General features: G+C 51.6%; 14 protein-coding genes and 2 pseudogenes. All 16 read right to left on the minus strand.

The window, feature by feature from the left end:
* Positions 1-250: 250 nt before the first annotated feature.
* The 16 genes and pseudogenes from GWQ22_RS16430 to GWQ22_RS16505 all read right to left on the minus strand — a co-directional run bounded on the left by GWQ22_RS16430 (position 251) and on the right by GWQ22_RS16505 (position 19,942).
* Positions 251-4,093, minus strand: a complete 3,843-nt coding sequence (locus GWQ22_RS16430; RefSeq protein WP_212514230.1) for a DEAD/DEAH box helicase — start codon at positions 4,091-4,093, stop codon at positions 251-253.
* Between the two features lie 213 nt (positions 4,094-4,306).
* Positions 4,307-4,960, minus strand: a complete 654-nt coding sequence (locus tag GWQ22_RS16435; protein WP_108535443.1) for a DUF480 domain-containing protein — start codon at positions 4,958-4,960, stop codon at positions 4,307-4,309.
* Between the two features lie 153 nt (positions 4,961-5,113).
* On the minus strand, positions 5,114-6,826 hold the full coding sequence (locus GWQ22_RS16440; protein ID WP_275930966.1) for a Wzy polymerase domain-containing protein: 1,713 nt from the start codon (positions 6,824-6,826) through the stop codon (positions 5,114-5,116).
* Between the two features lie 110 nt (positions 6,827-6,936).
* Positions 6,937-8,007, minus strand: a complete 1,071-nt coding sequence (locus tag GWQ22_RS16445) for a Wzz/FepE/Etk N-terminal domain-containing protein (RefSeq protein ID WP_275930967.1) — start codon at positions 8,005-8,007, stop codon at positions 6,937-6,939.
* Between the two features lie 54 nt (positions 8,008-8,061).
* The gene (rfbC, locus tag GWQ22_RS16450; protein WP_275930968.1) at positions 8,062-8,601 is read right to left on the minus strand and encodes a dTDP-4-dehydrorhamnose 3,5-epimerase; all 540 of its coding nucleotides are present in this window, start codon (positions 8,599-8,601) and stop codon (positions 8,062-8,064) included.
* Positions 8,602-8,768: 167 nt separating this feature from the next.
* Positions 8,769-9,514, minus strand: a pseudogene (gene rfbA / locus GWQ22_RS16455) (glucose-1-phosphate thymidylyltransferase RfbA); the annotation flags it as partial.
* A gap of 156 nt (positions 9,515-9,670) precedes the next feature.
* A complete protein-coding gene (gene rfbD, locus GWQ22_RS16460; protein ID WP_275930969.1) occupies positions 9,671-10,558 on the minus strand; it encodes a dTDP-4-dehydrorhamnose reductase in 888 nt (295 codons plus the stop codon).
* A pseudogene (locus GWQ22_RS16465) lies at positions 10,558-10,708 on the minus strand (dTDP-glucose 4,6-dehydratase); the annotation flags it as partial. The pseudogene GWQ22_RS16465 and the gene rfbD, both read right to left, overlap by 1 nt.
* A 212-nt stretch (positions 10,709-10,920) precedes the next feature.
* Complete coding sequence (locus GWQ22_RS16470; protein WP_275930970.1) at positions 10,921-12,885, minus strand: nucleoside-diphosphate sugar epimerase/dehydratase; 1,965 nt, start codon at positions 12,883-12,885, stop codon at positions 10,921-10,923.
* Positions 12,886-12,944: 59 nt separating this feature from the next.
* Positions 12,945-13,499, minus strand: coding sequence for a sugar transferase (locus GWQ22_RS16475; RefSeq protein WP_275930971.1), 555 nt, complete (start codon positions 13,497-13,499; stop codon positions 12,945-12,947).
* Between the two features lie 2 nt (positions 13,500-13,501).
* Positions 13,502-14,467 (minus strand): SDR family oxidoreductase, encoded by a 966-nt coding sequence (locus GWQ22_RS16480; protein WP_275930972.1) that lies wholly within the window; start codon positions 14,465-14,467, stop codon positions 13,502-13,504.
* Positions 14,460-15,653: a glycosyltransferase gene (locus tag GWQ22_RS16485; RefSeq protein WP_275930973.1), complete on the minus strand. Its 1,194-nt coding sequence runs from the start codon at positions 15,651-15,653 to the stop codon at positions 14,460-14,462. Before GWQ22_RS16485 ends, GWQ22_RS16480 begins: the two co-directional genes overlap by 8 nt.
* Complete coding sequence (gene wecB / locus GWQ22_RS16490; RefSeq protein ID WP_275930974.1) at positions 15,638-16,771, minus strand: UDP-N-acetylglucosamine 2-epimerase (non-hydrolyzing); 1,134 nt, start codon at positions 16,769-16,771, stop codon at positions 15,638-15,640. The genes GWQ22_RS16485 and wecB overlap by 16 nt, the downstream gene beginning before the upstream one ends.
* An 11-nt stretch (positions 16,772-16,782) precedes the next feature.
* Positions 16,783-17,904, minus strand: coding sequence for an NAD-dependent epimerase/dehydratase family protein (locus tag GWQ22_RS16495; protein WP_275930975.1), 1,122 nt, complete (start codon positions 17,902-17,904; stop codon positions 16,783-16,785).
* Positions 17,905-18,942, minus strand: a complete 1,038-nt coding sequence (locus tag GWQ22_RS16500; protein ID WP_275930976.1) for a polysaccharide biosynthesis protein — start codon at positions 18,940-18,942, stop codon at positions 17,905-17,907.
* Between the two features lie 22 nt (positions 18,943-18,964).
* Positions 18,965-19,942 carry a hypothetical protein gene (locus GWQ22_RS16505; RefSeq protein WP_275930977.1) on the minus strand — a complete coding sequence of 326 codons (978 nt, stop codon included), beginning with the start codon at positions 19,940-19,942 and terminating at the stop codon, positions 18,965-18,967.
* Position 19,943 lies beyond the last annotated feature (1 nt).

The raw sequence follows: 19,943 nt of genomic DNA on the forward strand, positions 1-19,943 counted from the left end.
GATCTGGCGCTGCCAAAAATCAACGCGTTCTTGAGTGGTCATAGCGGAAATCCCAACGTAGATACGATGGGTTTCAGTGTGCCGAGGTGATCTCAGTAAAAACAGGTGCTGATTCAGGGGCGCTTACCAGATACCGATTCATCGCCGCCGCTGGCCTGGCCTCTTTGACGGGAACGCCTGCACAGGCACAGCCATAAACGAAGGGGGGATCGCCTGCTGGCGATCCCCCTTGTACACGGCGTCAGCCTGATCAGCCCATCAGCAGGGCGCGCAGGCTCTCCACATCCAGCCCGCGCACTTCGGACTGGCCGCTGAGCAGGCCATCGGCCAGCGCCCGCTTCTCGTCGTGCAGGGCGACGATCTTCTCCTCCACCGTCTGCTCGCACACCAGCCGATAGACAGTGACCGGCTGGGTCTGCCCCATGCGGTGGGCTCGATCGCTCGCCTGATCTTCTACCGCCGGGTTCCACCAGGGATCCAGGTGCAGCACGGTATCGGCCTGGGTCAGGTTGAGGCCGGTGCCCCCCGCCTTGAGGCTGATGAGGAACAGCGGCACCGGCTCGTGCCGGAAACGCAGGATGGACTCCTGGCGGGACTTGGCGGAGCAGCCGCCATCCAGATAGCAGTAATCCCATTTCTTCTGTTCAATGCGCCCGCGCAGCAGGCTCAGCAGATCGACGAACTGGCTGAACACCAACACCCGATGCCCGTTGCCGATCGCTTCGTCCAGCAAGGCCATCGCCTCGTCCAGCTTGCTGCTGGTCTGGGACCACTCGGGCATCACCAGCTCGGGGGAGCAGCAGAGCCGGCGCAGCCGGGTCAGGCCGCTCAGCACGTGCATCAGGGCGCGGCCATCGGCACTTTGCACCTGCTGCACCACCTCGCGCCGGGTTGCCTCATACAGCTGGCGTTCCTCGGGAGAGAGGCTGATGTGATGAATGATCTCGGTCTTGTCCGGCAACTCGGTCAGCACCTGCTGCTTGAGACGGCGCAGGATGAAGGGGCTGATCACCGCCCGCAGCAGCGCCATGTGCTGGGGATCCTTCACCGCCTTGCCGAAGCGGCGCTTGAACTCGCCCAGGCTGCCGAGCAGACCCGGGTTGATAAAGGTAAACAGGCTCCACAGCTCCCCAAGGTGGTTCTCGATGGGCGTGCCGGAGAGGGCAAGGCGAAAATCCCCTTCGAGCTGGAACAGCAGCTTGGCGCGCTGGGTGCCGGCATTCTTGATCTGCTGCGCCTCATCCAGCACCATACTCGACCAGCGGCGGGACTTGAGCGCCTCCGCCAGGCTGCCGAGCATGCCGTAGTTGATCAGGATAATCTGGCCGGCCTTGGCATCGCGGATCACCCCTTCTCGCTCGGAGGGGTTTTCGAACACCACCACCTCGAGTTCGGGGGCGAAGCGCACCACCTCTTCCTGCCAGTTGGTGACCACTGACTTTGGCACCACCACCAGCGCCGGCCCCAGGTGCTGACGCATGCGCAGCACGATGAGCGCCTGCAGGGTCTTGCCCAGACCCATGTCATCGGCCAGACAGGCGCCAAAGCCATGATGAGCCAGGGTCGCCAGCCAGCGAACCCCATCCTTCTGATAATCCCGCAGCGGGGTCAACAGTTCGGCCGGACACTCCACCTCCTGCAACCACTCCTGTTGCAGGGAGTGCCAGGCGTCATCCCCCTCAGTGGTGATGACGGAGAGCAAGCGGGTGAGCGGATAGGCCAGCTTGTTGTTGATGCGTTGCTCTTCATCCAGCATGGCGCCCAGCATGGTGAGCCGCTCCACCAGCTTGTCGCTCAGCATCAGGCTGGTCTTCTCGTCGAGCTGGACGGTGCGCTGACCCGGCGTCATCTGGCGCAGGATGAGACGCAGGTCGAGGATCTGGTGCTCATCAAGGGCCAGCGCCCCCTCCACCTGGAACCAGTCCTGGCGCCGCTCGATGCGCAGGCTCAGGGCCGCTTCATCCAGACTCTTGAGGCGGGCGCTGTCCTGATGCCAGTGAATGACCACACCAGCATCCACCAGCTCGGGCAGGGCGTTGACCAGTGCCAGCGCCTGCTCCCCCTGAAGTAGCCACTCACTGCCGGGCAGCCCTATGGGCAACGAATGGCGCAGCTGCTGGGCCTGCCCCTTCTCGGCGGCAAGGTCCCGCTGCCAGTAGTGATAATCCTTGATCCCCTGCCGTACTATGGCCTCCCCCTTGCCAAGGGGCAGTGGCGGCAATTCGCCCTGACGGGTCACCAGCCTGACCGCCAGCTGGCCATCCTGCCAATCCAGCTGGACCGAGGGAACACCGGGCCAGGGAGCCAGTTCGGCATTGCCTGTCAGGCCAGCCACCTGGCTGTGCCAAGGCAGATCCGGGATGGCATCCAGGGTACGTTGCAGCTCACCTACGCCCTCTTTCGACAAGGGGGGGATGGATTCCAGCGCGGGCAGCCGATCGAGCAGCGCCTGGGGGGTGAGGATAAGCTGCCACAAGTCCTGCGCTAGCGGCAGTATATGGGCCCCGCGCGCGGCCGCGGCCGGGCTCAGCACGGCGCCCATGCCCTGCTCGAGGGTGACAATCTGCAGCAGGGGGGCACTGATGGCCAATTGCAGCTTTTGTCCCTTGGCATTGAACAGACGCGGATGATTGGCCAGCGGCACCCAGGCATCTCGCGGCAAGTGGCCCATGACCCTGGGCAGGGTGCGCACCAGCGCCCAGTCCTCTTCGTCGAGCAGGGCGGCATACTGGGTGGAGAGCAGCGCAGGATCGACCCGGCGGCCAGCGGTCCACTCCCCCTTGGTGCTCTGCTTCTGGATCTTGCACTCCAGCTCGGGCCCTTCGGCATGCAGCAGCCACACCAGCCGCTCCTGCGCCTTGCGCACGCCGCTGGAGCGTCCCAACCCCTGCAACCAGTTGAGCCAGCTGGCCGAGGCGGGTGTCTTGTCCTCCCCGTCCTGTTCGTCTGTCTCTTCCTCCCCGTTAGCGGCACGCAGCTGTTGCAGCGGTGCACGCTGCGCCCCCAGCCCCAGCAAGAGCCGCAGCAGATCCTGACAGAAGGCCATCAGCCTGTGATGGGGATCGGCCTCCAGCACGTGGGAGAGATCCCACTTGTGCAGGATGGCAACCTGGGGGCTCTGCTCACCGTGCCGGGCAAGGGCGCAGAGATCGAGCCAGAGGTACCCCCAGTGCAGCTCCTCCAGCGGCAGTTGCAGGGTATCGAACAGACCGACCGCCTGGCCGTGGCGATCGCCGGCCCACTGGCCCAGCAGATCCGCCAGCAGCGGAAACTGGTTGCCCAGGCTGCGCTGCCATTTTTTACGCTGCTCGCTGGCAATCACGGGGTCGGCTTGTTGCAACCAGCCGAGCCAGAGCAGGCCGCCGAACATCAGTGGCCATTGGCCCTGATCGCCTTGCGCCTGCCACTGCCCCAGAGCACCGAGCAGCCGCTCGGCAAGGGGTTGTTCTGCCCCCTGCTCCGCCAACTGCTGCAAGGCGGGCCAGTGAGTGGTTACCTCACCGGCAAGGTCGCCACAGAGCCATTGCCACTCCGATGCGAACCCTTCACTCACGCGGGTCAGCTCGGGGGCACAAGCGCAGGCGACCGATGTCAGCGGCCACTGCTCGCCCGGTTCAGCATCGAGCAAGGTTTGCAGGGAGAAGTGCATCAGCATCAGTTGCTGCCATTGCGGGCTGGAGCCCGGCAGCAGGCGATGGGCCTCGGGCACGTCGAGCAGGCTCAGCAGATCGGCCGCGAGGTAGTAGGTCGGCACCTGACCCGCCTCCCCAAGGCAGAGCTCGCGTACCAGCGCCTGGGCCATCTCCTGACCGGTCACCGAGGGCACCCGTGCCCAGTTCGGCATGGGGCAGGCTCCCGAGCGCACCGCCAGGATCAGCGCCAGGGTTCCCTCTGCCGTCAGACTCCACTGCTGCTCCCCGCGCAGCCGCACCAGCCCCTGCAACTGCAACTGGCTCAGCTTGTCGGTCAAAGCCCGCCCGATCGGCTGCTGTGCTTGCAGTTGTTCTTGCAAATAGCGGGTACTGGCGGTGCGCTGCAACTGCAGCTCACTGAGCAGGGCATAACAATCGGAAGAGAGGGTGAACGCAGACATCAAGACTCACGGGCAGGTGCAAAAGCGGAATTTTAACGGGAAAGCGGCGGCGGCTCGACCCTTAACCGTGAAATAACTCAAAAAAAGCCGACTGGCTCATAGAACGCAGCGCTCAGGGCTGAGCGCCAAGGGATGGCAAGAGGCGGAAACCTCGGCGAAATGGCAATAAAAAAGGCGCCTCAGCGCCTCTTTAGGGGGAAACGTGCCGACGTGTCAGCCTTCCAGCTGCGCCAGACGGGCTTCCAGCGCCTGTAACTGGGCCTTGAGGGTTTCGACCTCCGCCTCCAGCGCGCTCAATCTGTCCACCGCCGGGGAGGCATAGCTGCTGGCAGGGGATGCCTCGGCCAGCGCCTGCAGATCCACCTCGCCACTGAACAGGTGGGCATAGCGAGATTCACGCTTGCCCGGTTCGCGGGGCAACTTGACCACATAGGGCCCCTGCTCAATCAGGGCAGCCAGCGCCGCATCCACCTGAGTGACATCATCGAAGCTGCACAGGCGGTTGGTGCGAGAGCGCAACTCACCGGGTGTCTGCGGGCCGCGCAGCAGCAGCTCGCAGACGATACCGAGCTCCTGCGCGCTGAATTTGAGGGTGCCGAACTCGGTATTGCAGAAGCGATGCTGGTAACGGGGCACCCGGGCATTGAAACCGGCGGTGTTGACCACCAGACGCTTGCGGATCAGCTCATCCACCACGGCGCGGATATCCAGCTCACAGAGCTCCAGGACCGGCTCGCGGTTGCTCTTCTGGTTGCAGGCATTGACCAGGGCATTGAGGGAGAGGGGGTATTGATCCGGCGTGCAGATCTCTTTCTCGATCAGAGCACCGATCACTCGGGCTTCCAATGGGCCTAGCACTAACTCCATTTCATACTCCCTTTCTAAAACAAGATGTTGAGGCCACTATCTTAGCCATGACGCCCGGGCCGTCCAGCAGAGGCAACCATTTTTGCGAAGCGGTGAGGCGGTTGATGAAACATCACCCAACCTGGCCGCCCCGCGTTGCACCGCCCCCCAACATCAGGAGGAGGGCTTGCGCTCCAGCGCCGTGGCCACGGATGTGGCGGTCGAGCCGGTTAGCAAGGGATCACCCGGATAGAGCATCAGGGCCTGCGCGCGCAGTGCCTGCGCCTCCTCTTGGCGCCCCAGCGCGCCGAGCGCGATCACCATGTTCGCGTAAATATTGGCTCTGGGCGTGTGACGCACAAAGGCCTGTCCCCAGTCGAGATAGGCTTCAAGCTCCCCCTTGTTATCGGCCTGCAAGCCCACCATGAGTCGCACCGAGTTCACGTCAAACTCCACCCGGGTCAACCAGGCCATGGGATTGACGATGTCGAGCAACAGGGTCGGCTCCTTGTAGCCACCACGCTCATACTTGGTCACCACCCAGGCAGTATGAATGGCGGTGAGCATGAAGGGCACGACCAGCAGAGGAATGGTGATGGCCACGAAACGCAGCAACAGCCAGGGGCGATAGACATACTCGCGCCAGCTGGCACGGTCCGAGGCTTGCAGCCCCTCCTCCACCTCCGCATCCAGCACATGGATCAGCAGCAGCAGGGCCCACCACAGGGCAATGGCATGATAGAGCGGATACTCGGTCTGGGTGTGCAGCAGTATGGGGATCACCAGCGCCAGCAGCGCCGCCCCCTTGACCCAACCGGCCCGACTCAGCCGCCATAGCAGGGCGCCCACCATCAGCACCATGCCAATCATGGGGGCCAGCCCACCTTCCACCGCCCAGTAGAGAAACTCGTTGTGGGGGTGATCGAGGTTATATTCAATCTGCACCATGGCCGGGTTCAGCGCCTTGTCGGCCATGTAGTGATGCAGGAAGGTGGTCTCAAAGCTGCCGTAGCCCCAGCCAGCCAAGGGGGATTGCGCAATCAACCTGGCGGCATAGGGCCAGTAGACGGAGCGCATGCCACCGGATTGATACACCTCAAGCCCGCGCTTGACGCCACTGATGCCGTATTGTGACACCAGCCCCAGCACAATGCCGAGCGCAACCAGGCCAAGCATACGGGCCAGTTGATGCTGATGACGCAACTGCGGTACGAGCAGGATCAGGGCCAGCAGGCCACCCAGTTGCCCCACCCGGGATTGCAACACCACCAACAACAGGCTGGCCGCCAGGATCACCCCATAGCGCAACACGCGTAGCCAGAGATTGGCGTTACCGCGTAGCTCCAACCAGATGGCAAGAGCAAGTCCGGTCGCCATAAAGGTCGCCATCACATTGGGTTGCTGAAAGATGCCATAGGGGCGATTAACCCGAGTGTCATAACCGAGCCAGTTGCCCGGGGTCAGCAGGTAGTACTGCACCAAGCCCAGCAGCGCCTCGATGGCCACAGCCCCCAACAACAGATAGAGCAGCTTGTCACGGGCCTGACGAGCCAGCTGCCATTGGTACAGACAAAACAGAAACAGCAGACCGGCAAACAGCCCCAGCAGCCGGGGAATGGCATAGTCCTTGAGCTCGAAGCCGGGATAGGCCATCGGCAGCAACAGCAAGCCTCCACCGAGCCATAACCAGACCTGCAATGGCGAGAACACCAGCCGCTGTTGCAGCGTCACCTGCCACAACCCCAGGCCAATGGCGAGGCTGGCGAAGATCCAGCCCCAGGCATTGAATGGCAAATAGAGCCCAGCCCCACCGGGGTTGTGCATGAAGAAATGCATGGCCAGCAGCCAATAAAGCACGCTGACCATACCAAAGATCCTTGTTGTCATCCTCATCAGCCCTGACCCTTTGCTTTCAGGTTTCCATGCTCTTGAACACTGTCACCAACACCCAAAAAAAAGAAAGGGGGCAAAGCCCCCTGTTATTTACTTGGTCAACATTATGCCTGTTCTGGCCGGCGGAAAGCATGCCGTACCAGCACAATAGCAACCCCCAACATGCCACCGAGCAGGGTGGCCAACACCACAATCAGAGGACGTTTGGGCTTGTCGCGGCTCAGGGGTTCACTCGGCGAGGCCAGGTAAGCGAAGGACTGGAACGGCAGTGCCTCAAGCTTGATGTCTTTGAGGCTGTTCAGTTGCATGCGCAGGTCGCCAATACCCGGATTCATGAATTCTGGGTTCTTGATTTCCTTAAGGATGTTTAATTTCTCAGCCAAGGCGCGGGCACCGAGGTCGATTGCCAGACTGCCCTGGTCCTGTAGATTCTGCACCGGTGCGTCGATCCCCGCAGCCTGCGTAATACGCAGGCCGTACTCGGTACGCAATATGTCATCTTGTAACCGCTTGAGGGTGTCGGCTCTGGCACTCTCAAACTGGGTCTGCAACGTCTTGATGCGGTTCTGCCAGATGGTGTCGAGTTCCTTGCTCTTGGCCGCAGACTCTTGCTGCTGGATAAAGGCTATGTATTGCTCCAGGCGCAGTTTGGCTTCGGCTGCCGTATGAGCAGCGAAGGAGAGAGTGACATTCTCACTCTGCTTGTCCAGTACCCTGGCGCTTATTCCTTCGCTCATCTTTCTAAGTAGTAGCCGCTTGCCGCGCTCATCCGTTGCCTCAGCCTGAACCACCTCGGCATCGAGATAGCCTTTTTCAGCTAAAAACTGGTGTTTGTTATTGAAACTGTTAAAGCTATTAACAAAATCATTGTACAGCGTCTTTTTGTCAAAGGCCGCAAAGGCCTCTGCTGGCACTTGGGTATTTATCAACTGGTTAATATTGAGCTCGAGCGACTCCACTTCCTTGAGGGTAGGCTGCCTAATCTCGGCCTGACTGACCCAGATTTGAGGAGCCCATAACGCATAACTCACCCCGGCAATGGCAAACACGCAAGTGACTAGTAGGATCAATATTTTCTGACGCCACAGCACCAGCACCAACTCACGCAGATCAATCTCGTCTGATGCAGGGCCTTGCACCCACTGGTTGGGAATAATCGGAGTTTTTTCGTTCATCTGTTCTCTCTTGATTACCAAGGTTAATAATTATCTCACGACAAGGTCCACCAACTAAGGTAGACCTGCAAAGCAGGGCGCTAGTCGATCTTTATGAGACAAAGATAATGGAAACTGCTCAGATAATGGCCAATTTATCGCCAACTTGGGGCTATCCCACCGAATACAAGCTTCATCACTCGCCTGATAATAATCGCTGCACTTATAAAAAACATCCGCACTGTCACTTATCACATAAAAACCGTGAGCAAAACCGGGGGGAATCCAGATAAGTTCGCCACGGTCTGCATCTAAAATACAACCCATCCATTGACCATAGGTGGATGACCCCGGACGAATATCGACCGCTACATCAAAAATGATCCCGCTTATTACCTGCACCAACTTGCCCTGTGGTCGGCTACGCTGGTAATGCAGGCCGCGCAAGGTCCCACCAACCGAACGACTCAGATTGTCTTGTACCAGTGGATAATGACCACAGTGCCGCTCGAACTCGGCTTTACGAAAACACTCGCGAAATTGGCCACGATGATCAGAAAAGGTAGTGGGCGTGAGTATCATCACCCCCGCCAACGATGTTGAACGATATTGCATCAATAACACCATGTAAAAAAGAAAAATAGGCAGCTATCTGGCCATTCTACAGTTAACCCAGCCAATTGGCAGACCCTCATCTCTCACACATACACATCGGGAAAGGCAACATGGTAATCTCCCCATTTTCAAGGGGGATTACCATTAGACCATTCCATTAATGCCGGTTACGAGGCTAGCAATCGTAACAAATATTGACCATATGCATTTTTCAGCATCGGCATGGCAAGAGTTCGCATCTGAACGGTATTAATAAACCCTTTCGATAGGAAATCTCTTCAGGGCATGCGATCTTCAGTCCTTGGCGCTTTTCGATAGTCTGAATAAAGTTACTCGCTTCAATCAATCTTTTATGAGTCCCGGTATCAAGCCACGCATAGCCACGTCCCATCATGGCTACAGTCAATCTACCTCATTCAAGGTAGTGATTGCTAACATCCGTAATTTCCAGTTCACCGCGCGTCGATGGCTGAAGACTCTTAGCAATATTCACCACACTGTTGTCATAAAAATAGAGGCCTGTGACCACATAATTGCTCTTGGGCACCTTAGGTTTCTCTTCCAGAAAGATAGCGGTTCCCTGACTGTCAAACTCCACCATCCCATAACGCTCAGGATCGTGCACGTGGTATGCAAATACGGTGGCGCCGTTCTCTTTGGCTGCCGCCGCTTCCAGCTGTTTCTGCAGGTCGTGGCCATAAAAGATATTGTCGTCCAGCACCAGCGCACAGGGGTCTGAACCGATGAACTCTTCACCCAAGATAAAGGCTTGTGCCATTCCGTCCAGGCTCGGCTGTACCTTGTATTGCAAGTTCAGGCCCCACTGGTTGCCATCACCCAGCAACTGTTCAAAGCGGGGGGAATCTTACGGCGTGATGATGATCAAAATATCCCGAATGCCAGCCAGCATCAGGTGCTCGAGTCGCCAGCTAGGATAATATCCTTACGTTTGGTCATAATGCTTGTTTCTTATTTTTAAACAGCAAAAGAAAAGGGTGGCTTGAGGCCACACTTTTCTGTTTTATCCCTGCCAGCCAGGGATGCGTTCAATACATCCCTGGCCAGTGATTTACTTGCCCAGGAGCTCGGTCAACATCCGCTCCACACCGACCGTCCAGTCAGGCAGCATCAGATCGAAGGTGCGCTGGAACTTGCCGGTATCAAGGCGGGAGTTATGGGGGCGTTTGGCCAGGGTCGGGAAGGCGCTGGTCGGCACCGCATTGAGTTGCGTAACCGCCAGTTCAACCCCGGCCTCTCTGGCTTTGGCAAACACCAGTTGGGCAAAGTCAAACCAGGTGGTGGTACCGGAGGCGATCAAATGGTACAGCCCGGCGACCTCGGGTTTGCTCTGCGCCACGCGGATCGCATGAGCGGTGCAATCGGCCAGCAACTCGGCCCCGGTAGGAGCACCAAACTGGTCATTGATAACTGACATCTCGCTACGCTCTTTGCCAAAGCGCAGCATGGTCTTGGCAAAGTTGGCGCCACGGGCGGCGTAGACCCAACTGGTGCGGAAGATCAGGTGACGAGAGCAGAGGGCTGCACCCTGTTCACCTGCCAGCTTGGTTTCGCCGTAGACATTGAGCGGGGCGGTTGCATCGGTTTCCACCCAGGGGCGCTCACCGCTGCCATCGAACACATAGTCGGTGGAGTAATGCACCAACCAGGCACCCAATACTTCCGCTTCTTTGGCAATCGCCGCCACACTGGTGGCGTTGAGCAACTCGGCAAACGCCCGCTCGCTCTCCGCCTTATCAACCGCCGTATGAGCAGCTGCATTGACAATCACATCCGGTTTGACCAGACGTACCGTTTCGGCCACCCCCGCCGGATTGCTGAAATCACCACAATAATCGGTGGAGTCAAAATCAACGGCGGTGACACGGCCCAGCGGTGCCAATGCACGCTGCAATTCCCAGCCTACCTGGCCGTTTTTTCCAAACAGCAGAATATGCATCAAGCACTTTCCCCATCGTTCTGCTCGAGCCTGGATTGGTAAGCACAGCTCTTGACGTTGTTGACCCACTGCTGGTTATCCAAGTACCACTGTACTGTTTTTGCGAATACCGGATTCGAAGGTCTCTTGCGGCTGCCAATGCAGATCGGCGCGGTTGTAGATATCCACTTGCTCAAACGTATAACGCACGCTATCGCGATGCATGCAACATGCGATGCCATATTACTGGCATACGTAAAGTTATCGAGGTTGATAATAGTATCTTGGATATCACAGATCATATATCGCAGAACCGAGACCCCCCCCTCGGAAAATCCTGTTACTGTTGATTACCAACAACAGATAGTCTGATCAATGCGGGACTACGAATGAACAGGCTGATGACTTTCTGAATTAAGAAAATCAATGTCATCGACGGCGGTAAAATGCGGCATATTCGGCAATGTGTTTTTTGCCTGCCACACCAGATCACAGATCCCATCAGTTGGGTTAAAACCAGTAGGCATGCTCAACAGCAGGCTACGGATCTGCTCATGATCAAAACGGAAACAAGCACTATCAAGCTCGGCCAAAAAAGTCCGCAATTGCGGCCATGGCAACATCAGCTCAGAGGCTTTCATAATTCGAGGATGGGCGGTCCCCTCAACCTGTTCACCAATCAGTAACTCCTCAAACAGTTTCTCACCCGGACGCAAGCCGGTGATTTTAACTTCAATATCACCACCAGGATAGATATCGCTCTTGAGCTTGAGGCCGCTCAATCTGATCATCCGGTAAGCTAAATCTATAATCTTGACCGGCTCACCCATATCCAAGACAAACACATCTCCCCCCAGCCCCATCGCACCTGCTTGGATAACCAACTGCGATGCCTCAGGGATAGTCATGAAATAACGAATGATATCGGGATGAGTAACAGTCAATGGGCCACCATCGCGGATTTGCTTGCGAAACAGTGGCACCACTGAGCCAGAAGATCCCAATACATTACCAAAACGCACCATACAAAAACGAGTTTGGCTTTGAGCAGCAGCCAAGGCTTGCAATACCAATTCAGCCAATCGCTTGGTAGTACCCATGGTGTTGGTCGGTCGCACCGCCTTATCCGTCGAAATCAAGACAAAAGTTTCAACCTTGGCTCTAATGGCAGCTTGCGCGCAGTACAGTGTGCCAAAAACATTATTACGTACACCTTCAACCACGTTGTACTCGACCAGTGGAACATGTTTATAGGCCGCAGCATGATAAACAGTCTGGATCTGGAAGGTACTCATCACCGCTTGTAAACGATGCTGGCGCTGAACTGAACCGAGCAAAGGCACAATTTCTACCTGTAAATGTTCATGCAGATTTATTTCATTTAGTTCTTTATCTATGGCATACAAGCCATATTCAGAGAGCTCAAATAGTACCAGTTGCGATGGTCTGCACCGAATGATTTGGCGACACAACTCAGAACCAATAGACCCCCCCGCCCCCGTCACCATTACGCGTTTTCCGGATATATTCGCGTTTATAAGCTCTGGAATTGGGGCAACGGAGTCACGCCCCAACAGATCCTCAATACTAACCTCTTTAAGCTCATCTATATGAGCATGACCCTCGACAAGGTCTGCCATGCCAGGAATAGAAAGGACTTCACATGGACACTGTTCTAGCCTATTGATCACGGCTTGTCTGGCACCCCGAGACGCACTCGGTATCGCTAGCAAAATCTTCTTAATATCAAAACGCGCAATCAACTCCTCGATCATATCAGGGCTATAGACATTTACCCCTTGGATAACAGCTTTGGCTAGAACAGGATCATCGTCAACAAACGCAACCGGAAAATATTCCTGCCCTTGATTCAATGCCAACTGTAATTGTCGTCCCGAAGACCCGGCACCATATATTAATACCGCGACCCGTTGCAGCTTACCGCGACTTACTAACGCCCTGAAAAATAACCGAACACTACCAATCAACAAGACTGCGAAAGAAAAATATATCACAGATACCGTACGAGGAAGTGAAACCCCCATAAAAAACGCCAGCATGACCAAAGACATGGAGGAAAATAGAACGCCAAGTGACACCGTCCACAGCACCTTGAAACCGACATAGCGTAATACCGCACGATACAGCCCTAACCGCATAAAGATTACGATGGTGATCGGCAGTAACAACGCCAGCATTTGCCAGTGCAGCACACTCTGCAATGGAATATTGGCATCAAGGCGCACCCAATAACCGCCCCAGAATGCCAAAGTTAGCAATAGCAGATCAGCACAGACACTAATCCCCCGTTTATAAACACGGGGGATAGCCAAGAAAGAGGTCAACATAATGGCACCATCTCGTTAATAACGGTAAGGAAGATAAGGTGAAGTAACTCTGCGCAATACTATTTCGATCCAACCGCATCGCCAGCACCGCTGCCGGTTGCCGTCATGATGATATAACGGAAATAGCTAGCTAAGGTGAGGGAATCGATCATCTGCCGATCTGTTTTGGCAAGCAACGCAGGGGTCGACATATCGATATTTTGTACCTGTGCCAAGCCGGTAATCCCAGGTAACACCCCATAAACTCCCAAAGCATCACGCTCTTTTATCAGTTCTTCCTGATTAAAAAGATTAGGCCGAGGTCCTACAAGACTCATTTCCCCCTTAAGTACATTAATCAGCTGTGGCAGTTCATCGATTTTGGTTTTGCGTAAAAATGCCCCCAGCTTGGTGATAGAACTGGTGCTTGCCAAGTGACTCGCCACCGACTGGGTATCAACCGACATTGTGCGAAATTTAATCAGCTTGAATGGTTTTTTGTGACGTCCAACCCGCTCTTGTACAAAAATAGGCGAACCCGTATCAAACAAGCCGATCAGGGTAACTACGAGTAATACTGGCCATAACAACAATAGGCCGAACAATGCTGCGAGAAAATCCAATAAACGAATCATGACTACCTACTACTTTTTGATTTAATAAATGCAACAGCGGTTTTTTTAAACCCCTCCTGCAATGTTTCTTTTGGGGTCCAACCTAAGGTTTCTTTCGTATGGGTGATATCAACCTGCAATGACCCTGTCAATCTATCAACTATGTCAGACTTGCTAAAAAGCTTACCTGCCAACGTATAGCACCAAAGAGGCACCGGTATTTGCCACGTTGGTTTTTCTAGTGCTGTCGCCATTTCACGAACCATCTCTGATGTTGAAAGATCATGATCATCTGAAACCAAAAAAACTTGGTTTGCTGCTTTAGGATGATCAATGCAAGTAACGATTAAATCAACCAAATTCGTAACCGAGACTAAGCTTCGTTTATTATTACAAATACATGCGAATGGAAATGGTATGCCTCTCGAGACAACATTAAAAAGTGAGGCGAAATTTGCTTTAACCGCAGGCCCATATACCAGGGGTGGGCGGATAATCACAACCTCCATCTTGGTTTCTTGAGACAATTCGAGTAAAGCTTGCTCGGCTTCAGCTTTAGATTGACCATAAGGGTCCAAGGGTGCAGGTAGACTGGATGCGCTAAAGATAGGACGATTAGTAGTCGACTCACCATTGACCTTAATAGAACTGATAAAAATGAAGCGCTTAACCCCACATTTTGCTGCTTGCTGTGCAAGATTCAAAGTTCCTGCAACATTGACCCGGCGATACTCATCCAAAGGGTCTGCGACATCATCACACATAACGTGAGCACGAGCAGCGCAGTGAATTACGACATCAACATCCGTAAGTGCGGTAGAAAAGTCTGTCGCGCCATCAATATCACCGACAACAAAAGTGCTGCTATCAACAGCCACTCTTGTTTTTCGAATGGCCATAACGACCTGGAAACTTTCAATTTCTTTAAGCGTTTTAAGCAAAGAAGAACCCACGAAACCTGTCGCACCGGTAAGTAAAACCTTAGCCATGTTCAAGTCCTCTATCACTCACAACCAATTCAGTTAAATCGTTCACAAATACATCAAAACCCAAGCGTTCTTTCAATGTCTCTCGATCAATGTCGAGCTGCAGATTGCTGTACTCATCACGTTCAATAGCGAAGAAAAATTGGCATAGTAAGTCAACGCAAGGTTCAATCACGACACCGATAGCATTTGTTGTTACCCATTCTGCAACGCTGGTAGTACAACTACAAACAGCAACAATCTTTGCACCGGCAAGAACATAAGACGAAGACTTGCTAGGAAATGCAAATTTAGTTACGTCATCCTCAATGGGCAACAGCGCCCATTCATAGTCAGCACTTAACTGTGCAGCTTCTGATGCAGAAACCAACCCCTTGTAAGTAACATTGACATACTTTTCCGCAAGATTTTTCAGAGCATCTGCATATACACCAGCCCCAGCAAATACGAAGGGTAATGTTCCGCCAGCTTGACAATACTGATCAATAGCTTGGATTATCAGAGGTATACGTTGCAAACGCCCCGCATTACCACAAAAAGTAAAACCAGCTTTTTTAAAATCGGGAGCAATAACGTGTTCAAAAGAAACCGATGGATTAACAAGAATTTTAATCGGCACTCTTGTTGAGGATCGTTTTTTTATTTGCTCAGCCATTTGATCAGTAATAGTGATCAGCGAATCTGCAGTTCGCATTGTAAGTGAATCCATGGACTTTAACAGATGAAACAACATTGGCTGAACAGGCATGACCACATTCGCTGCCTCAGGATGTATATCCTGTAAGTGATAAACAAATCGCGCACGAAAAAGTTTGCAATAAATCATTACAATAAAAGGAACCAATACAGGAGGATCAGTAGAAACATACACCTTCTTCGGGCGTTTAAGCAGTAAAATAGCAAAGACCCACAACATAAAATAAACAGTATCTGCTACACGACGAAGAATGCTACTACCTGAAACAGAAAACGCATGGCAAGGGTAAAAATTAATACCCAAGCCACGATTCTCACGAGTAAGATGTTCTTTAATACCAGCATGATCCTGCAAAATAACTCCCACATTTTTGGAGAGTGATTGTTGCTCGGCAAAGCGCATAAGCGCTTCACCGATAACAGGGTAAACCGGCCAGAAACTTCGATTAATAATCACCAAATCTAAACGTTTAAGCATTAATACTGTTTCCATACAGTACGCATCACATAATCCCGATAGCTGTGCACAATTCGTACGATCTTCTCGGAAACATTTGGCATGCTGTAGTCATATACGGGGCGCAATAACCGATCATCACCCGCAGGTTGTGAGTCCAAAACCTGCAACGCTTGGAATACCCGCTCAATCTCTAGCCCAACCATCATGACCGAGGCTTCTTCAAACGCTTCCGGACGCTCATGCGCTTCCCTGATATTTAGCGCAGGAAAGTTCATGATAGAAGACTCTTCACTAATAGTCCCACTATCGGAGAGCACTGCCTTGGCGGATTTCTGCAGTTTGTTATAGTCGTGAAAACCTAATGGCTTTAACAACTGCACCAAGGGGTTAAAGTCAAGCCCTTGCTCCTCAATACGCTTACGGGTTCTCGGATGGGTCGAAACAATCACTGGATAACCATATTTTTCAGCCAAACCATTCAAAATTTGGCCCAATTTTATCAGATTTTTTGGTGAATCAACGTTCTCTTCACGATGGGCGCTGATCACAAAAAATTTGCCAGCTTCGAGTTGCAAGCGGCTTAATACATCGGAGCCGTCAATCTGCGACATATAGTTGTTGAGCACTTCAAACATCGGACTGCCGGTTTTAATGACTCGATCAGCAGGAATTCCCTCCGCCAACAAATAATCACGAGCGATGCTGCTGTAAGTCAAATTAATGTCCGCGGTATGATCCACAATGCGGCGGTTAATCTCTTCCGGCACCCGCATATCAAAGCAGCGGTTACCTGCTTCCATATGGAAGGTGGGAATTTTACGGCGCTTAGCCGGGATCACCGCCATACAACTGTTGGTATCACCAAGTACCAGCATGGCATCGGGGTTCACCTCTGCCAATACCTTATCCACACCAATGATCACATTGCCGATAGTTTCAGCCCCAGTGCTGCCCGCTGCACTTAAAAAGTAATCAGGCTTGCGCACGCCAAGGTCATCAAAAAACACTTGATTTAATTCAAAATCATAATTTTGGCCAGTGTGTACCAAAATATGTTCGCAATGTTCATCTAACGCGACTAGCACTCGTGACAAGCGGATAATTTCTGGGCGCGTGCCCACTACTGTCATTACTTTCATTTTATTTTTCATAGTCAACAGGCTCATGCTAATGGGCTGGCGATGGTGTCGGGCTTGCTACGGTCAAAAACCTCGTTTGCCCACAGCATTACGATCAACTCGTCTTCGCCTATATTAGTGATATCGTGCGTCCAACCGGGTACGGTTTCAATTATTTTATACTCACCAGCATCAACGGTAATTGAATATTCTTCACCGGTAATTATCTGCTTAAAACGGTAGCTCGCAGTGCCTTTAATCACTAAAAATTTTTCATTTTTAGTGTGATGATAATGGCCGCCACGGGTCACCCCAGGGTGGGCAGTGAAAAAAGAAAATTGCCCTGCTGATGGAGTTTTTAACATTTCAACAAAGCTGCCACGTGGATCGGTATAACCCGGCACAGTATAGGCAAAGTTACTGGGTGGAAAATAACTTAAATAAGTAGAATAAAGGGCGCGCATTAACCCAGCACCCACCTCTTCAGTGGTCAAGTTAATCCGGCTTTGTTTAAATTTCTGCAAAGCCTCAACCACCGCTCCCACAGTTGTGTGATAGACAGGCTCAATTTCTTTATAACCGCCTTGTTGATAATCACCCGCTTGTTCGCCACTTAGCAAATTGATAAAGCTGGCGCACACATCATCGATATAGACCAACGCCAAAGGCGCATTGGCATCATGAATGGTGATGGGTAAATCATGCACGGTATTATGACAGAAAGTAGCTACTGCCGAGTTATAGTTTGGGCGACACCATTTGCCAAACACATTGGCCAAACGATACACATACGCAGGGCTACCCGTTTGATGCATATAATCAAGCGCGATTTGCTCTGCCGCCGCCTTACTTTTGCCATAAGCATTATCTCGATCAGCCTGAATGGATGACGTTAATACCAGCGGAATATGGCGGCCAGTCGCACTTAACAAAGAAACCAGGCGTTGGGTTAAATCGGCATTGCCTTTTGAAAATTCAATTTCATCTTTAGGCCGGTTCACACCAGCCAAATGAAATACAAATTCGGTTTTGGCAACCATATCAGCTAAATTAGTATAAGAATGGTCTTGCTCAAAACATGTCACATCCGTACAACCTTGTTCGGCTAAAAATATCCGCAGGTTTTTGCCAATAAATCCGTTGGCGCCGGTGACAAGAATATTCATTTACACCCCCTCTGGCACGATCAGGCTGCCGGCCTCAATATCCCCAATAAAGTCGAGTTTATGTAGCAATTTGACCATACCCGCCACATCTAAACGCTCGGTGTTGTGGGAGTTGTAATCTTCAACGATCGACAAATCCTTTTCACCTTCTTCGTTATATTTGGAATAGTTCAAATCGCGATTGTCGGATGGAATACGGTAATAGCCGCCCTGATCTTCAGCCACAAACATCTCTTCACGGCTACACAAGGCCTCATAGAGTTTTTCGCCATGGCGGGTGCCAATCACATTGACCCGATGATCAGGCTTTTTGGTGATTTGCAGCAATGCTTTGACCAGCACATCGATAGTAGCCGCCGGCGCTTTTTGCACAAAGATATCACCGTTGGTGCCATGCTCAAATGCATGCAATACCAGATCAACCGCATCATTTAATGTCATCATAAAGCGAGTCATATTTGGATCTGTGACGGTCAGCGGTTGACCGCTGATGATTTGGCGCAAGAACAAGGGGATCACCGACCCACGGGAAGCCATCACGTTGCCATAACGGGTGGTGCTGATCACCGTCTTGGCCGGATCAACGTTACGTGATTTAGCTACGATAACCTTTTCCATCATCGCTTTGGATATTCCCATTGCGTTTATAGGATAGACAGCTTTATCAGTGCTTAAACACACAATCCGCCTCACACCATGGATGATGGCTGCCTCTAAGACATTCTCAGTGCCAAGCACATTGGTCTTTACCGCTTCTAACGGATAGAATTCACAAGATGGTACTTGTTTTAAAGCTGCCGCATGATAAACATAATCTACACCACGCATAGCATTAGCCACACTTTGATAATCACGGACATCGCCTAGATAAAATTTTAATTTGTCTGACTTAAATATCTTCCTCATATCATCTTGTTTTTTTTCATCGCGACTGAAAACCCTTATCTCGGCTATATCAGTGTCCAGAAAACGCCTTAAGACTGCATTACCAAATGAGCCAGTCCCGCCAGTTATAAGTAATTTTTTACCACAGAACATAACAACACCCTAGATTAATAGGTTAAAAATAACCGCCAGTATATGAAACAAAACCATCACCAGTATTGATCACATTGAATATAAATAACATACCTTTCAATGTGAAATAAATGGATGTGATAATAACACCAAAATTCATTCCTTTATTGTATTGCAAACCATAATAAAGGAAAGCGAAATATGAGAAAATAACTAACCTTTCACCACCTAAAAGTACGGACAATGTACTCATGATGCTACCGATGATAAATGCTTGAAATTTATTTTCTTTCGCATAAACCATACTTAGCAGCGTAAATACCATTGGCTTAAATACAGAGTCAAATCCAGACCACTGGGTGTAATAGGTTGTAATTTTATGGTATATATGTCCCCACATGAAATATGTAAATACACAACCAAGAATTAATAAAGAAAATAATCCAATTATATTTTTATTTACATAACCAAGCCGAGCCCTATTTAGCTTGAGCAAAAAATCATCAAATCGCTCAAGTTGAAGTAGCAAAATAATAATGGCACTTTGAACATGTGTAAAAACAGATAAATAAATTATTTTTCTACCTTTTCCATAAAAGCACCACCCCAACAATAGAATTAATAGAGATAGCTTTAATCGCTCCGCAGAAAATAGCAAAACAAAAATATAATAATTACAACTTAAAAGTAACAATACAACATTGGAAACTTGTAATTTAATTAAATGATAAAATAACAAAAAAATAAAAATGCCATTTAAAAAAGAAAGTAATATATCCTTCTCTATAAAAGACGAGAATATATATACTAGCAAAAAGTACCCTGGTTCAGAACTGTCCAAACTGTTTTTATAAAAAACAAGTCCATCTTTAAAAGATAAATCTCGCATACCACTATAAAAATAACGGTATGCTATCTGATCACCAGCATCATAATACTTGAAAACAACCAAACTAAATAGAAAATAAACTATAAAAACAAAAATACAAGTAATAAATATTTTGTTATTTGAGATTTTCATT

The sequence above is a fragment of the Aeromonas sp. 1HA1 genome, from assembly GCF_029237385.1.
Lineage (GTDB): Bacteria > Pseudomonadota > Gammaproteobacteria > Enterobacterales > Aeromonadaceae > Aeromonas > Aeromonas popoffii.

What these genes read in the sequence shown, in the direction of transcription:
- GWQ22_RS16430 (WP_212514230.1), bottom strand. Translation starts at nt 4,093, where the DNA reads ATGTCTGCGTTCACCCTCTCTTCCGATTGTTATGCCCTGCTCAGTGAG.
- GWQ22_RS16475 (WP_275930971.1), bottom strand. Translation starts at nt 13,499, where the DNA reads ATGATTCGTTTATTGGATTTTCTCGCAGCATTGTTCGGCCTATTGTTG.
- GWQ22_RS16440 (WP_275930966.1), bottom strand. Translation starts at nt 6,826, where the DNA reads ATGACAACAAGGATCTTTGGTATGGTCAGCGTGCTTTATTGGCTGCTG.
- GWQ22_RS16445 (WP_275930967.1), bottom strand. Translation starts at nt 8,007, where the DNA reads ATGAACGAAAAAACTCCGATTATTCCCAACCAGTGGGTGCAAGGCCCT.
- GWQ22_RS16495 (WP_275930975.1), bottom strand. Translation starts at nt 17,904, where the DNA reads ATGAATATTCTTGTCACCGGCGCCAACGGATTTATTGGCAAAAACCTG.
- GWQ22_RS16485 (WP_275930973.1), bottom strand. Translation starts at nt 15,653, where the DNA reads ATGGAAACAGTATTAATGCTTAAACGTTTAGATTTGGTGATTATTAAT.
- GWQ22_RS16470 (WP_275930970.1), bottom strand. Translation starts at nt 12,885, where the DNA reads ATGTTGACCTCTTTCTTGGCTATCCCCCGTGTTTATAAACGGGGGATT.
- GWQ22_RS16435 (WP_108535443.1), bottom strand. Translation starts at nt 4,960, where the DNA reads ATGGAGTTAGTGCTAGGCCCATTGGAAGCCCGAGTGATCGGTGCTCTG.
- GWQ22_RS16505 (WP_275930977.1), bottom strand. Translation starts at nt 19,942, where the DNA reads ATGAAAATCTCAAATAACAAAATATTTATTACTTGTATTTTTGTTTTT.
- rfbD (WP_275930969.1), bottom strand. Translation starts at nt 10,558, where the DNA reads ATGCATATTCTGCTGTTTGGAAAAAACGGCCAGGTAGGCTGGGAATTG.
- GWQ22_RS16480 (WP_275930972.1), bottom strand. Translation starts at nt 14,467, where the DNA reads ATGGCTAAGGTTTTACTTACCGGTGCGACAGGTTTCGTGGGTTCTTCT.
- wecB (WP_275930974.1), bottom strand. Translation starts at nt 16,771, where the DNA reads ATGAAAAATAAAATGAAAGTAATGACAGTAGTGGGCACGCGCCCAGAA.
- rfbC (WP_275930968.1), bottom strand. Translation starts at nt 8,601, where the DNA reads ATGCAATATCGTTCAACATCGTTGGCGGGGGTGATGATACTCACGCCC.
- GWQ22_RS16500 (WP_275930976.1), bottom strand. Translation starts at nt 18,942, where the DNA reads ATGTTCTGTGGTAAAAAATTACTTATAACTGGCGGGACTGGCTCATTT.